Origin of the sequence: Streptococcus sp. CCH8-H5 (assembly GCF_001556505.1) — a bacterium.
Lineage (GTDB): Bacteria > Bacillota > Bacilli > Lactobacillales > Streptococcaceae > Streptococcus.
Genome location: NZ_LSIZ01000004.1, coordinates 1 through 13520 on the forward strand (window position 1 = coordinate 1; position 13520 = coordinate 13520).

The 13520-nt window shown below is 39.6% G+C and carries 17 protein-coding genes; 1 reads left to right on the forward strand and 16 read right to left on the reverse strand.

Features of this window, described 5'->3' with window-relative positions; translation table 11 throughout:
- Positions 1 to 460: 2,3-bisphosphoglycerate-dependent phosphoglycerate mutase (locus AX663_RS00020; RefSeq protein WP_060972366.1), on the reverse strand; the 460-nt coding region annotated here is incomplete at its 3' end.
- A 255-nt stretch (positions 461 to 715) separates the two neighbouring features.
- Between AX663_RS00020 and AX663_RS00025 the strand changes: the two genes are divergently transcribed.
- Positions 716 to 1651 (forward strand): dihydroorotate oxidase, encoded by a 936-nt coding sequence (locus tag AX663_RS00025; RefSeq protein WP_060972367.1) that lies wholly within the window; start codon positions 716 to 718, stop codon positions 1649 to 1651.
- Positions 1652 to 1712: 61 nt separating this feature from the next.
- Here AX663_RS00025 and AX663_RS00030 read toward each other — a convergent pair whose 3' ends face one another.
- From AX663_RS00030 to metA, 15 genes are all read right to left on the reverse strand, one after another.
- Positions 1713 to 1913, reverse strand: coding sequence for a hypothetical protein (locus AX663_RS00030; RefSeq protein ID WP_060972368.1), 201 nt, complete (start codon positions 1911 to 1913; stop codon positions 1713 to 1715).
- Between the two features lie 59 nt (positions 1914 to 1972).
- Positions 1973 to 2248, reverse strand: a complete 276-nt coding sequence (locus tag AX663_RS00035; RefSeq protein ID WP_002884048.1) for an HU family DNA-binding protein — start codon at positions 2246 to 2248, stop codon at positions 1973 to 1975.
- Positions 2249 to 2384: 136 nt separating this feature from the next.
- Complete coding sequence (locus AX663_RS00040) at positions 2385 to 2957, reverse strand: YpmS family protein (protein WP_037598856.1); 573 nt, start codon at positions 2955 to 2957, stop codon at positions 2385 to 2387.
- On the reverse strand, positions 2950 to 3825 hold the full coding sequence (locus tag AX663_RS00045) for an SGNH/GDSL hydrolase family protein (protein ID WP_060972369.1): 876 nt from the start codon (positions 3823 to 3825) through the stop codon (positions 2950 to 2952). The genes AX663_RS00040 and AX663_RS00045 overlap by 8 nt, the downstream gene beginning before the upstream one ends.
- Positions 3818 to 4660, reverse strand: a complete 843-nt coding sequence (locus AX663_RS00050; RefSeq protein ID WP_060972370.1) for a DegV family protein — start codon at positions 4658 to 4660, stop codon at positions 3818 to 3820. The genes AX663_RS00045 and AX663_RS00050 overlap by 8 nt, the downstream gene beginning before the upstream one ends.
- Before the next feature lie 69 nt (positions 4661 to 4729).
- Positions 4730 to 6400 carry a DNA repair protein RecN gene (recN, locus tag AX663_RS00055; RefSeq protein WP_060972371.1) on the reverse strand — a complete coding sequence of 557 codons (1671 nt, stop codon included), beginning with the start codon at positions 6398 to 6400 and terminating at the stop codon, positions 4730 to 4732.
- An 8-nt stretch (positions 6401 to 6408) separates the two neighbouring features.
- Complete coding sequence (locus tag AX663_RS00060; protein ID WP_002890762.1) at positions 6409 to 6855, reverse strand: arginine repressor; 447 nt, start codon at positions 6853 to 6855, stop codon at positions 6409 to 6411.
- A complete protein-coding gene (locus AX663_RS00065) occupies positions 6842 to 7669 on the reverse strand; it encodes a TlyA family RNA methyltransferase (protein WP_060972372.1) in 828 nt (275 codons plus the stop codon). Before AX663_RS00065 ends, AX663_RS00060 begins: the two co-directional genes overlap by 14 nt.
- The gene (locus AX663_RS00070; RefSeq protein ID WP_060972373.1) at positions 7662 to 8534 is read right to left on the reverse strand and encodes a polyprenyl synthetase family protein; all 873 of its coding nucleotides are present in this window, start codon (positions 8532 to 8534) and stop codon (positions 7662 to 7664) included. Before AX663_RS00070 ends, AX663_RS00065 begins: the two co-directional genes overlap by 8 nt.
- On the reverse strand, positions 8534 to 8749 hold the full coding sequence (locus AX663_RS00075; RefSeq protein ID WP_002884058.1) for an exodeoxyribonuclease VII small subunit: 216 nt from the start codon (positions 8747 to 8749) through the stop codon (positions 8534 to 8536). The genes AX663_RS00070 and AX663_RS00075 overlap by 1 nt, the downstream gene beginning before the upstream one ends.
- Positions 8707 to 10068 carry an exodeoxyribonuclease VII large subunit gene (xseA, locus tag AX663_RS00080; RefSeq protein ID WP_060972374.1) on the reverse strand — a complete coding sequence of 454 codons (1362 nt, stop codon included), beginning with the start codon at positions 10066 to 10068 and terminating at the stop codon, positions 8707 to 8709. The genes AX663_RS00075 and xseA overlap by 43 nt, the downstream gene beginning before the upstream one ends.
- 186 nt (positions 10069 to 10254) lie before the next feature.
- A complete protein-coding gene (locus AX663_RS00085; RefSeq protein WP_002890759.1) occupies positions 10255 to 11016 on the reverse strand; it encodes a hypothetical protein in 762 nt (253 codons plus the stop codon).
- 127 nt (positions 11017 to 11143) lie between these two features.
- The gene (gene nth / locus AX663_RS00090; protein WP_060972375.1) at positions 11144 to 11788 is read right to left on the reverse strand and encodes an endonuclease III; all 645 of its coding nucleotides are present in this window, start codon (positions 11786 to 11788) and stop codon (positions 11144 to 11146) included.
- Positions 11788 to 12486, reverse strand: a complete 699-nt coding sequence (locus AX663_RS00095) for a DnaD domain-containing protein (RefSeq protein ID WP_060972376.1) — start codon at positions 12484 to 12486, stop codon at positions 11788 to 11790. The genes nth and AX663_RS00095 overlap by 1 nt, the downstream gene beginning before the upstream one ends.
- 71 nt (positions 12487 to 12557) lie before the next feature.
- The gene (gene metA / locus AX663_RS00100) at positions 12558 to 13502 is read right to left on the reverse strand and encodes a homoserine O-acetyltransferase MetA (protein ID WP_060972377.1); all 945 of its coding nucleotides are present in this window, start codon (positions 13500 to 13502) and stop codon (positions 12558 to 12560) included.
- Positions 13503 to 13520 lie beyond the last annotated feature (18 nt).

Consider the following 13520-nt stretch of genomic DNA (forward strand, 5'->3'; position numbering starts at 1 on the left):
CTTTCAAGTTTTCAGCATCTGGAATTACTGAGTCATCAAGTGAAGCGTAACGACGGTCAGTGTGTGCTGAGTGCTCATCATCACGATCCATTGCTGGAGGCAATACATCGTATGAACGACGCCAGATGTGAACTTGTTCATCACCAAATTGCTCAGCAGCTTCTGCTTTGTTTTTACCAGTCAAACCACCGTAGTGACGTTCGTTCAAGCGCCATGATTTTTCAACTGGAACCCAAAGTTGGTCAGATGCTTCAAGAGCCAAGTTAGTTGTTTTGATCGCACGTTTCAATACTGAAGTGTATGCTTGGTCAAATTCGATACCAGCTTCTTTAATCAATTTACCAGCGTCGATAGCTTGTTGAGTACCTTTTTCAGAAAGATCTACGTCAGCCCAACCTGTGAAAAGGTTAGCTTTGTTCCATTCAGACTCACCGTGGCGAGCGAAAACCAATTTTACCATTAGTTATGTCTCCTTTTTATTTTGGGTTAAACCCATTTACTGTATCTATTCTACCCAAAAAACCTTGAAAAAGCTAGCAAAATCCAAAAAATTCTGTAAAATTCTATTGCTTCTTGTCTTGGCAAAAAGAGACGATATCAGAATTTCGTTTTAGAGGATTTAGCCCGTCCAATATTTCCTTGTTTTAGGCCCCTTTTCATGCTAAAATGAGATGAAATAGTAACATTTTACTTTGTGATCTTTAAGGAGGATCTTATGGTTTCTACTGCTACAAAAGTTGGTCAGTTTACGTTTGATAACTGTCTTATGAATGCCGCTGGTGTTCATTGTATGACTAAGGAAGAATTGGCAGAGGTTGAGGCTTCAGCTGCAGGTTCATTTGTCACAAAAACCGGAACACTTGAGGCCCGTCCCGGTAATCCTGAACCACGTTATGTGAATGTACCTCTTGGGTCAATCAACTCAATGGGATTGCCAAATAACGGTTTCGAATACTACCTTGACTATGTCATTGAATTACAAAAGCAACCCAATACAAAAAACCATTTTCTTTCTCTCGTTGGTCTTTCACCTGAGGAAACACACACCATTCTTAAAAAAGTTCAAGAAAGTGACTATGAAGGGCTGGTTGAACTCAACCTTTCATGTCCTAACGTTCCGGGTAAACCTCAAATCGCTTATGATTTTGAAACAACAACAGAGATCCTAACTGAAGTCTTTTCTTACTTTACGAAACCACTTGGTGTGAAATTACCACCATACTTTGATATTGTGCACTTTGATCAAGCTGCTGCCGTTTTCAACCAATTCCCACTTGTCTTTGTTAACTGTGTGAACTCAATTGGTAATGGCCTTTACATTGAAGATGAGTCTGTTGTCATCAAACCTAAGAATGGTTTTGGTGGTATAGGTGGTGACTACATCAAACCTACTGCCTTGGCAAACGTTCATGCTTTCTACCAACGTTTGAAACCTGAAATCCAAATTATTGGTACTGGTGGTGTAAAATCTGGTCGTGATGCTTTTGAACACATCCTTTGTGGCGCAAGTATGGTACAAGTTGGTACTGCCCTTCAAAAAGAAGGTGTCGCTATTTTTGACCGTATTACTAAAGAACTTAAAGAAATCATGGAAGAAAAAGGTTACGAAACTCTTGAAGAATTCCGAGGAAAACTTCACTACATCGACTAGTCTATAAAAAAAGTTTGGAAGATTTTCCAAACTTTTTTGTTATTTGATGAGGATTCTCTTATTAGACAAGACCATCATCATCGCGTTCATCCCAGTCTTCAAAAAGGTCCTTGCCCTCTTTTTCAGCTTGAAGACGTTTCTGACGCGCTTCTTCAATTTGTTCTTCACTTGGCTTCATCAGTTTGCTAATAGCAACAATACCTGATAGTTTAATAACAGTAAAAACCAAAAGAAAAATCAATACCACTGTTATGGTTTTCATAGATTTCCTTAACTTATTTCGTATAAATCAAAACCCCTAAAATCTTAGGGGTTTTTACATTATTTAACTGCGTCTTTAAGAGCTTTACCAGCTTTAAATGCAGGAACTTTAGAAGCTGCGATTGAGATAGCTTCACCTGTTTGTGGGTTACGACCTTGACGAGCAGCGCGTTCGCGTACTTCAAAGTTACCGAAACCAATCAATTGTACTTTTTCACCTGCAGCAAGAAATTCTTCGATAGAAGCGAAAACTGCATCTACAGCTGCTGCTGAATCTTTTTTAGTAAGCTCAGTTGCTTCTGCAACTTTAGCGATCAAATCTTGTTTGTTAGCCATTGTAACAATCCTCCAATTTATTTCTAAGCGAATAGTTTTTTTAGCGCTTGAACAAGTATTATCTTATCCTAAAAGACCTATGAGGTCAAGTAATAAACGCTAATTTAATCGCTTTTTTGCAAAAAGTAAAGGCTTTTTAATTTATTGTCTTATAGATGTCAAATTCGATACGGTCATTAACCAAATCTAGGCTTTGAGCACGTGCTGTTATCCCCTTCTCATTCTTCATAGACTGAATATTTAGGGTAACCTTTCCCTTCTTACTATCGATTGCGATGTAATCAGGAAGGTTAGTCGAACGTTTAATCATCTTAAGGACATCCGAAACAGGCAGTTTCAAGGTTCCAGCTGAAAGCTCAGAAACATGCAGTACAATTGCTCCTGATTCACTAACAACCGGCGTAAAATAGACATATAGAGGAACAGGATGACCTAAAACCTTATAGCTACTTTCAAAAACGATTTTAGAATTGGTAACCTTGACCTTGAAACGCATCTTATCAGTCGAATAATCCTGGGCAAAGCCTGTAAGAGCAGCGTCAAGCTCATCCTTAGTCATACTATATTTTCCAATTTTAGTTGCCCCCTTGGGTAGGGATACAGAACTTGTCGTCTCCACTGGAGTCATGATTCTATATGTCACAACACTTACTAGGGCTAGATTTAAGGCCAAGAGTCCTAAAAATAGCCACTTCCATATCTTACTCACCTGACCACTCCTTCTTTGTTTGGTTAATACGTTTCAAAATGGCATCTGACATAATTTGATAACCTGTATTATTTGGATGAAAATGATCATCCTCAAAAAGAGCATCGTTCAGGCTATCTTGAGAAGATTTACTAGACTGAGAGGTATCATCAGAACTTGTAACACCGTCCTTACCATCAATTCCCTTATAAAGCAAATCATTTACAGGAACAAAATACACATTATCGTACTCTTTACACACCTCTTCAGTAGACTGGTTCCAATTATCTACAATAGTTTGCATTTCTGTCATCTCTGGAAAATTAAGATAAAAAGGATTGTAAATACCAACAATATAAATTGGCAATGTTTTATTTTCCTTGCGAGCTAGCTCAATAATCTGTCCTAATCTCTTTTGATAGGCCTGAGCAGGCTTAGTGAAGGTAGCTACATTAAGATTCGTGATATTGTCCTTAATGACATGGATCACATCATTACCACCAACTGTCAGAGTCATCACTTTAGCCTTTTTGAGATCTCTTTGAATATCCTTCTTTTCTTGCATTCTTTTGAGAATTTGATTACTCGTATTCCCCGCAATACCGTAGTTACGAGAAGTCACTTGCCAGTCAAAATCTGACTCTAATGCCTGTGATAGCACAGGAACGAATCCTCCTTGATTACTACTATCACCTACTCCTTGAGTAAGGGAATCACCAATAGCAACATAGGTCACATTTTCATTTTTGATAGATTTAATCTTTTCTGCAATTTTTGATGACTGATGCGTACTAGGAACGATAAAAATGAAAAGGCCGACAAATAAGAGAAAAAGCAAGAAGAAGCCTACGAGGCTTCTAATTAATTCTGATTCTTTCCACTTATTCATAACGAACCATTACGGCAAAGGCGCCTTCACCAGTGTGCGTTTGAATGATGGAACCAGTCTCAAGGATTGAAATTGGAGCACCCAAAACCTCAAGTTTTTCAGCCAGTTCATGTGCTAAATCAGGTGTCCCTGCATAAGAAATACCAATCTCTGCCACTTTTAGGTCCTTATTCTTGATACCATTAATATAAGAATCTAACCATTTCGTGAAGGTCTTAGCTCCTCGCCCCTTAGCAATCGTATTCAACTGATAGTCTTTTAACTCCATGATGACACGGATATTGAGTAATGAAGACAGAAGACCTGTTACACGTCCAATACGACCACCTTTAACCAGATTCTCAAGGGTAGAAACACCAATATGAAGTTCTGATTTATTTTTCACTTCTTCAACATGGGCTACAATCTCATCAAGACTAGCTCCTGCTTCGGCTAATTTAGCTGCCTCAACAACTTGAAACTTGAGGCATTGATCCGTAAAGCCTGAATCGATGACAGTTACATCTGCTCCTGAAAGACTAGCTCCTTGACGTGAGGCTTCACATGTCCCAGAGAGTGTGTGCATAATGTGGATTGCCACAATTTGTTCTGCACCTTCTTTGACAAGATTTTCATATGTCTCAGCAAACAAACCTACAGGTGGTTGGCTTGTCTTTGGTAACTCTTTACTATGCTTCATCATTTCCAAGAAACGGCCTTCTTCTCGAAGGTCACTATCTGAATAGATGACACCGTCCACCATTACTGACAATGGGACAACAGTGATATTATATTTTTTAACCAATTCTGGTTCAATCGTGATTGACGAATCGGTTACAATTCTGATTTTACTCATAATTTTCTCGCTTAACACAAATTTTTATTCTATTATAGCATGACTGGAAAGTTTTTCCCAAGTCTTTTCCTAAAGAGAGTCATCCACCTTTAACAAAGCTCTTGCTTGGCTCAAGGCAGCCTCCGTCACGTTATCACCTGCTAACATCTTAGCGATTTCTTGCACCCTTTCCTCAGGTGTCAAAAGACGAACACGAGAGACAGTTGTCTCGTTATCGCTTTCCTTAGAAATAAAGAACTGATAATCAGCAATAGCAATAACTTGCGGAAGGTGACTGATGGCCAAGACCTGACCATGACTCCCAATCTTATGAATCTTCTGAGCAATGGCTTGGGCAACACGTCCTGAAACGCCAGTGTCAACCTCATCAAAGACGATACTTGTTTTATCTTCTTTGCGGGCAAAGGCTGACTTAATCGCTAACATGAGTCGTGATAATTCACCACCTGAAGCTACCTTAACAAGCGGTTTAAAGCCTTCACCTGGATTGGTTGAGATGTAAAACTCAACCTGCTCATTACCATCACGATTAAATTTCCCCTTAGTAAAGGTAACTTTAAAATCAGCCTTATCCATATAGAGGTCGCATAACTCGTTCTTAATCTCAGCTTCAAGAGCCGTAGCAATTTGATGGCGTGCTGTTTGTAGGGTCTCCGCAGACGCAAGCAGGTCCTTTTCAAGTTGCTTAAGCTCTTGTTCCATAGCATCTGACGAGCTAGAGTTTCCTGTCAGAAGATTGTATTCTTTACTTGAATTTTCCAGATAATCCAAGACGTCATCGACAGTCCCACCATATTTACGAGTAATGGCATTAATGGTATCTAAGCGGTGTTCAATCTCTTGTAAACGCCCAGCATCAAAGTCCAGATTATCCAAAAAATCACCTAGTTGCTTAGTGACATCTTCCAGAACATAATAGGCTTCTGATAGATTTCCAGAGAGTTCTTTGTAATCAGAGTCATACTCTTCAAGAGACTGGAGGTCATTCATGGCAGAACGAACATTTGAAAGGCTTGAAAAATCTTCATTATCCAGCATGACATAGGCATTTGTTAAGGTATCAGCAATTTGCTTATGATTAAGAAGCTTGTCTCGCTCCTGCATCAAAGCCAAATCTTCTCCTGATTTTAGAGAGACTGCTTCAATTTCTGAAATCTGAAAAGCTAGCATTTCAATTCGAGCCTTATGCTCCTGCTCATTTTTCTGCTTTTCTAGAACAGCTTTTCTTAACTCACGATAGCGGTCAAAATACTCCTGGTACTCTTTCTTAGTCTGGAAAAATTCCTTGTCACCAAAGGCATCAAGCATGATAATATGCAGAGCAGGTTTCATAAGCTCTTCCTGGTCATGTTGTCCATGGATATCTACCAAGAAGTGCCCAACAGCCTTAAGCGTCGTTAAATTGACCATCTGCCCATTGATACGACTAACACTTCTACCATTTTGAAAAATTTCACGACGGATAATCAATTCATCCTCAATAGGAATCCCATTATCTTCCAAGATACTAACCAAGGCAGGATTTTGTTCGATTGAAAAGAAGCCCTGAATTTCAGCCTTAGATGCTGAATGACGGACAACCTCACTAGAAGCCCTAGCACCCAACATAAGATTCATAGCATCTATAATAATGGACTTACCAGCACCTGTTTCACCAGTAAGGACGGTCATACCATTCTCAAAGTTTAGAGAAATCTCTTCAATAATTGCGAAATTCTTTATCGTAATTTCGAGAAGCATAGGCCCTCCTATTCTTCAACCCACTTAATGATTTGCCCCTGTAGTTCAATAGCTGCTAACTCTGACTGAGCCACTAAAAAGAGGGTATCATCATCAGCAATAACACTAAAAATCAAATGCTTGTACTCATCTAAAAGAATCTTCTTGATGAGGCGGCTTGTCCCAGGTTGAACAACGATATTCATAAAGGCATGTTGACGATCAACGCGCAACAAGCGACGAGTCGCAACAGAGGTTCCACCTACTCGTCTAGGAGCAGTTGAGAGCCCATAGATGTAAGAACCGTCTTCAGTCGGTACTTTGGTAATACCAATTTCATTGATATCACGCGATACAGTCGCTTGAGTAGCCTTTAATCCCTCATTTTGGAGTAATTTTACCAATTCTCCTTGAGTCGTAATTTTATTTTCTTGGACAATCTTTCGGATTAACTCCAAACGATCATTCTTCTTCATTCTTTTTAAACTCCTTGTGTGCTTGTGCTACAACTTCCTTAATAGTGGTTTGAGCATCATTTTGAGGAGAATTTGTCTTCTCCAAGTGTGCGAGAAACTCAATGTTACCATGACCACCTTGGATAGGTGAAAAGTCCAGCCCCTTAACTGAAAAGCCATAGTCAACCGCAAAAGCAGTCACTATTTCTAACACTTTTTCATGGACACTGCTCTCACGGACAATCCCGTTTTTCCCAATTTGTTCACGGCCCGCCTCAAATTGTGGTTTCACAAGAGCAACAACTTGCCCCCCATCAACCAATATCTTAGCCAAAGCCGGTAGAATCAGATTAAGAGAGATGAAGCTGACATCGATTGATGCAAAAGACGGTAGTCCTTCTGTGAAATTGACAGGTTCAGCATAACGGAAATTATACTGCTCCATAGAACGAACACGCTCATCTTGACGCAATTTCCAAACCAACTGATTGGTGCCGACATCAACAGCATAAACCAGTTTGGCCCCATTTTGAAGCATAACATCAGTAAACCCACCTGTTGAGGCTCCGATATCAATGGTCGTCATACCTTCAACTGACAGATTGAAAACTTCCAAAGCTTTTTCAAGTTTGAGTCCTCCACGACTCACATACTTAAGCTTCTCACCTTTTAGTTTTAACTCAGTCCCGTCATCGATTTTTTCACCAGGTTTATCGTAACGCTCACCATTGATAACATTAACAACTAAACCTGCCATTACGCCACGTTTTGCTTGTTCTCGTGTTTCAAAAAGGCCTTGTTTATAAGCCAAGACGTCTACTCTTTCCTTAGGCATGGAGTCGTAACCTTTCTATGATTTCTATAATACTGTCTTTCTTGAAACCTTGAGTCTCAGCTAGATTTTGGAAAATAGCCTCAGCTTTACTAAGTGATTCTTCGAGGATAGCATGTGATTTTTCCAGACCAAGAAGAGCCGGATAGGTTGATTTTCCCGCTACTACATCTTTTCCAGGTGTCTTTCCAAGTTCTTCGAAATCAGCAGTCACATCCAAAATATCATCACGGACTTGAAAGGCAAGACCAATCAGGCGACCAGCTTCTTTCAGATTTTCCAAAACCTCTAGATTTTTTTGAGCCACAATACCAGCCGCCACAAAAGGAAAGGTTAAAAGCATACCTGTCTTATGCTCATGAATTTTAGACAGTTGCGATAAATCAAGTTCCTGACCTTCACCCTTCATATCCAACATCTGGCCACCAACCATACCGAAGGTGCCTGAGGAATGAGACAATGCTTGAATCAATTGAACTCGAATTTCTGCTGATAGCTCTGTTTGGGACAGGAGATCAAAGGGATCCAAAAAGAGAGAATCGCCAGCCAATATCGCCGTTGCTTCATCAAATTTCTTATGGTTGGTTAAACGTCCTCGACGGTAATCATCATCATCCATAGCCGGCAGATCATCGTGAATCAGACTTCCAGTATGAATCATTTCAAGACTCGCTGCAACATCGAAATGACTAGGAGTTAGCTCTAAACCAAATCCTTCAAGTAAATCTAAGAAAATCAGTGGACGAATACGCTTACCGCCACTATCAACTGAATAAAGAATAGCAGTGATTAAATCACTTGATACAGGAAGATTATTTTTTTGGTAGTAATCACGGATAGCCGCATCAATTTTATTTAGCTTGCTCATTAGGCATCCATTTCCGTTTCTGTACCATCTGCTTGCATAACCTTAACTAGTGTTTTTTCAGCATCTTCCAAGGTCTTCTGCAAATCCTTAGACAAGGCCATACCTTTTTGGAACTCAGCAATAGCATCCTCAAGAGCAACATCACCTGTTTCGAGCTTAGTGACAATGGCTTCTAAGTCCTGTAAATTTTCCTCAAATGTTTTTTTAGTTGACATTTTTTCACCTCTACTTCTAGTTCTCCATCTCTCATTTGGACGGTTAATTGATCACCTTCGGTAATATTCTTGGTACTGGTTAAAGGTTTATCATCTTTTTTGACAATCGCATAGCCCCTTGCGACAATACGGCTAGTATCTAGAGACAATAAAGCATCCTGTGCCTTTTCTAATCTCACACGGTTACCATTAATGGTGTTCTTGGTTGTGGTCACCAATAAACGTTGCAAAGACTCTCGACGGTCTTGATAGTTCTGAACACTGGTCAGAAGATTTAAGCCTTGTAACCGTTGTTTCAAAAGTTCCGCTTTTTTTTGCTTTCGCTCGAAATCTTGACTCACGAAGGTTTCAAGCCTTGTTGTTAGTCGATCCAACTTTTGTAAATAACCATCATATAGGCGCTCAGGTTGCCTAAAGACAACAGATTGTGACAGTTTAGCTAAACGTTCTTGATTGAACTGTATACGTCTCAAACAGGCTTGATAAGCTCTATTTTGTCTTTCACGAATCCAAACCAAGGCATCGGCCTTTGATACTGGAGTAGCAAGTTCTGCCGCTGCTGTAGGTGTAGCAGCCCTACGATCTGCAACAAAGTCAGCCAAAGTCGTATCTGTTTCGTGACCAACACTTGAAATCACAGGTAGACGACTCTCAAAAATGGACTGAACAACAATTTCCTCGTTAAAAGCCCAAAGGTCTTCAATAGAACCTCCACCACGACCAACGATAAGTAAATCTAAGTCATCCCTTTGATTGGCTTTTTGAATATTTTCAGCAATTTCCTGCGCAGCTCCTTCACCTTGAACCTTGGTAGGGAAAAGTAAGATTTCTACCCCTGGAAAACGACGACTAACGGTCGTAATAATATCTCGAATAACCGCACCACTAGGACTTGTGACAACCCCGATTTTTTTGACAAAATTAGGCAGCTCTTGCTTATGACGATCATCAAAGTAGCCTTCTGCAGTCAATTTTTTACGAAGCTGTTCAAACTGGATAGCCAAAGCTCCAATACCATCCGGCTCAGCCTTCTCGATAATAATGGAATAAGAGCCACTAGGCTCATAAATCTGGACACGACCTACGACATTGATCTTCATACCTTCTTCGAGTTCAAAACCAAGTTTTTTGAAAACACCAGCCCAAATCGTCGCCTGAATAACAGCTCCTTCATCCTTAAGAGAAAAATATTGGTGACTCGGGCGGCGACGAAAATTGGAAACCTGTCCCGTCAAATATACCCTCTCTAAATAAGGATCACGGTCAAATTTCATTTTCAAATATTTTGTTAAGGATGTGACCGATAAATAGTCTGACACGACAACTCTCCTTTATTTAACCTATCCTCGAAAACCTGAAGACATTAAAAAAGTTCTGTAGAACCATCATCCCCAAATCTTCTCAGTCAGCTTTTTAATTGTATACACGATTACCTTAAATTATACCAAAAAAGACTGTCAAAAGACAGTCTCAACCACCATAGTCAGGTGTTTTATATAGTTTCATTAATCGGTTGTATAAGTTTTTGAAACGACGTCCCAAGAATCGCTTGAACCGTCAATACCACCATAGGCTTCGAGTTGTCCCTTCTTATCTACACGGAAAAGAAGAACATCATTACCATAGGCATCATAAAGTTGAGCATAAACTAGGTTATCATCATCATCCGTCCATGAATAAACATTCCAACCTAGATTTTTATAATTTTCTCCAGTTGAACCTTGTTCTTTAGCATAGGTAGAAACAACCCAGTCTTCTAACTGTTGATCAGACAAAGATGAGGTATCAACTTGAGAGGATTGATTATCAGATGATGCTGCAGCTGCTTCCTTACTTTTTGCCAACTGACCGTTTTTCCATGGATTTGTTTCACTCTCTTTTTGGTTATTACTATACCACATCAAGGTAACAACAGGAATAACCACTGCAAGTACTGCAACAACTCCAATTACCCATCTAATGTTTTTAGGATCTTTGAGTTTGTCAAAACTCGAAACTTTTCTTCCCTTTGTAGTTTCATTTTTACGACGTCTAAATTCGCTCACAGCTTTTTCCTCTTTTTCTTGAAAGTAGTCCCTTTTTTTCTTTTCCTCTTGTTCCAAGAGCTTTTGCACTTCCCTACGACCCTGTGGATCACTCGTTTGAGCCAATGAAATCTGCAACTGAAAAATACGATTATCCAAAGCTTGCTCATATTCTTTGGCTGCTTCTCTATCACCATTATCAGCTAAGGCTCTCAGATACTCTTCATTACTGAATTCAGCCATTCACTAAAACGCTCCTGCTTCTAAATCGTTTCTTCTATTTTCTTAAAGCCTGAGACTTTTGTCAAGTTACTAGTTTGTAACAAATTCTTACAGTTGTAAAAAGCCGAAGAAAATCACATTCTTCAGCTTATTTCTTAGTCGTTTCTTTATAATACTTACAATAACTTTGAAGAGGACAGGTTTGGCATTTAGGATTCTTAGCTAAGCAATGATAGCGTCCAAAGAAAATCATACGGTGATGGCTGATAATCCAATCCTTCTTTGGAATTTTCTTCATCAATTCTGCTTCGATTTCCTCTACACTAGCATCCTCTGGGGCGATATTTAGCCTTTTGGAAACACGTGAGACGTGCGTATCTACTGCAATCGAAGGAATGCCATAAACCTCAGCTAAAACCACATTAGCCGTTTTTCGTCCCACACCAGGTAGACTTTCCAATTCCTTATGCGTTTTCGGAACCTGTCCATCAAAATTCATTAAAATAGCTCTAGCAGTCTTGATGATGTTCTTTGCTTTATTCTTGTAAAGACCAATCGTTCGCAAACACATCTCAACATCATCGAGGTTGGCAGAAGCCAAATCCTCAATTTCTGGATAACGCGCCCACAAGCCTGGTGTAATCTTATTAACAGCCTTGTCTGTTGTCTGGGCTGATAAAATAACAGCAACTAATAGCTGGAAAGGCGTTTCCCACTCCAACTCTCCATGAGCATTTGGAAACATCTCTCCCATGAGAGCTAGAGCCTCATTAACACGTTTTCTTCCTAACATTATTGGCCACCCCATAATTGACGGGCGGCATCCATTCCTGTTTTGAAGTCATCCGAAACCTGATGATGTTGCTTCTTACCTTGATGCTCCAAGCGACGCTCTTCAACTTGAATTTTCGTCGTAATACCACTCAATTTCCAGTTACGCAAAACTCCTTTGATGTAATTCCAATTTGTCTTGCGGTTAAATACTGCTTCTTTCAAAGCCTCACGGATAAGTTCTGGATCAGTATGTTCTTCTTGTATTTCCTTGTTTAAATCTTCGACAACCATAGGATTCAAGATTCCCAAAGCTTGTTCCAATTCATCTGTTAATTGCTTGATAAGCTGGGTATTTGTTGGCTGACCAACGACAGGCCCTGCCGTTGTCTTTTCATTGCTCACTAACTTGTCCAATACTGCCAAGGCAGGTGAGGCATCTACAACCATCTCAATTTCATTGTTAATCTTAATAGTCGTGAAATCAAGAAGTCCAGCCTCAGTCAATGTCGTAATACTTTTATTAACTTCAGTTGGCGTCTTCCCAGTTGCTTGCGCAATCTGACTAGAAGCCACTTCTCCAATCTGAGTTGTCGTTTGAAGATAGAGAAACTGCCAAACCAGAAAGTCATCCGCAGATGGGAAAATATCCTTAAAGTGGAAAAATAAAGCATTAGGAAGGACCAGATTACCTGATCGATACTGTTCAAAAAAACTCATATTTACCTTTCAGAGTAGCTAGACACCCCAAAAAGTCAAATGCTCTCACATAAGTCCTTTGAGACTGTCTACTACAAATAACCGTAGAATGAAAAATCGTCTTCCAACTCTTCTAAACGATAAGGTGTTTCTTGATATACCGCATAGTTAATCCAATTGCTAAAGAAAGCAGATGCCGCAAGATTCCAACGAAGTTTAGGCTCCTGACTTGGATCATCCTCTGGGAAATAGTTTGCCGGTACATCTGGATTAATGCCTGCATCTAAATCTCTTCGGTATTCTCTTGCCAGAGTATCACGGTCATATTCAAAATGACCAAAACTATATACTTCACGAAGATTCTTACTTGCTAGAATGGATAAGCCAACTTCTGGTCCTGACACAACAATATCTAAATCCGTCTTGTTTTTAATATCCTCGAGCCTAACCTCTGTATAGCGTGAGTGCGGTGACACAAAGCTATCATCAAAGCCATTCATAAGGAAGTTTTCAGGCATGTCAACAGTTTGTTTATAGATTCCAGATAATTTCTCTGACAATGGGACCTTGTCGACACCATGCTTATAATAGAGACCTGCTTGAGCTCCCCAACACAGATGAAGGGTTGAATAAACATGCTTTTTAGACCAATCAAAAACTTGTGTTAATTCTTGCCAATAATCCACTTCCTCAAATGGCATTTGCTCAACAGGTGCACCTGTTACAATGAGACCATCATAATACTTATGCTTAATTTCATCAAAAGTCTTGTAGAAAGTTTCCATATGTTCGGCATGTGTATTTTTTGACTTATGACTAGCCATATAAAGAAACTCGACGTTAATTTGAAGTGGCGTATTAGCTAAAAGACGCAGTAACTGAGTTTCTGTCACTTCTTTAGTTGGCATAAGGTTAAGGATTAAGACCTCCATTGGTCGAATATCCTGGCTACTAGCTCTGTTCTCATCCATGATGAAGACATTTTCCGAACGCAATACATCAAGAGCTGGTAACTTATTATCAAGTTTTATAGGCATAACAATATCTCCATCCTT

Excerpts from the sequence above, each read along its gene's own strand:
- AX663_RS00095 (WP_060972376.1), bottom strand. The coding sequence starts at position 12,486 with ATGAGTTTTTTTGAACAGTATCGATCAGGTAATCTGGTCCTTCCTAAT.
- recN (WP_060972371.1), bottom strand. The coding sequence starts at position 6,400 with ATGCTTCTCGAAATTACGATAAAGAATTTCGCAATTATTGAAGAGATT.
- AX663_RS00025 (WP_060972367.1), top strand. The coding sequence starts at position 716 with ATGGTTTCTACTGCTACAAAAGTTGGTCAGTTTACGTTTGATAACTGT.
- AX663_RS00060 (WP_002890762.1), bottom strand. The coding sequence starts at position 6,855 with ATGAAGAAGAATGATCGTTTGGAGTTAATCCGAAAGATTGTCCAAGAA.
- AX663_RS00075 (WP_002884058.1), bottom strand. The coding sequence starts at position 8,749 with ATGTCAACTAAAAAAACATTTGAGGAAAATTTACAGGACTTAGAAGCC.
- AX663_RS00065 (WP_060972372.1), bottom strand. The coding sequence starts at position 7,669 with ATGCCTAAGGAAAGAGTAGACGTCTTGGCTTATAAACAAGGCCTTTTT.
- AX663_RS00035 (WP_002884048.1), bottom strand. The coding sequence starts at position 2,248 with ATGGCTAACAAACAAGATTTGATCGCTAAAGTTGCAGAAGCAACTGAG.
- nth (WP_060972375.1), bottom strand. The coding sequence starts at position 11,788 with ATGTTAGGAAGAAAACGTGTTAATGAGGCTCTAGCTCTCATGGGAGAG.
- AX663_RS00070 (WP_060972373.1), bottom strand. The coding sequence starts at position 8,534 with ATGAGCAAGCTAAATAAAATTGATGCGGCTATCCGTGATTACTACCAA.
- AX663_RS00085 (WP_002890759.1), bottom strand. The coding sequence starts at position 11,016 with ATGGCTGAATTCAGTAATGAAGAGTATCTGAGAGCCTTAGCTGATAAT.
- AX663_RS00050 (WP_060972370.1), bottom strand. The coding sequence starts at position 4,660 with ATGAGTAAAATCAGAATTGTAACCGATTCGTCAATCACGATTGAACCA.
- metA (WP_060972377.1), bottom strand. The coding sequence starts at position 13,502 with ATGCCTATAAAACTTGATAATAAGTTACCAGCTCTTGATGTATTGCGT.
- AX663_RS00030 (WP_060972368.1), bottom strand. The coding sequence starts at position 1,913 with ATGAAAACCATAACAGTGGTATTGATTTTTCTTTTGGTTTTTACTGTT.
- AX663_RS00045 (WP_060972369.1), bottom strand. The coding sequence starts at position 3,825 with ATGAATAAGTGGAAAGAATCAGAATTAATTAGAAGCCTCGTAGGCTTC.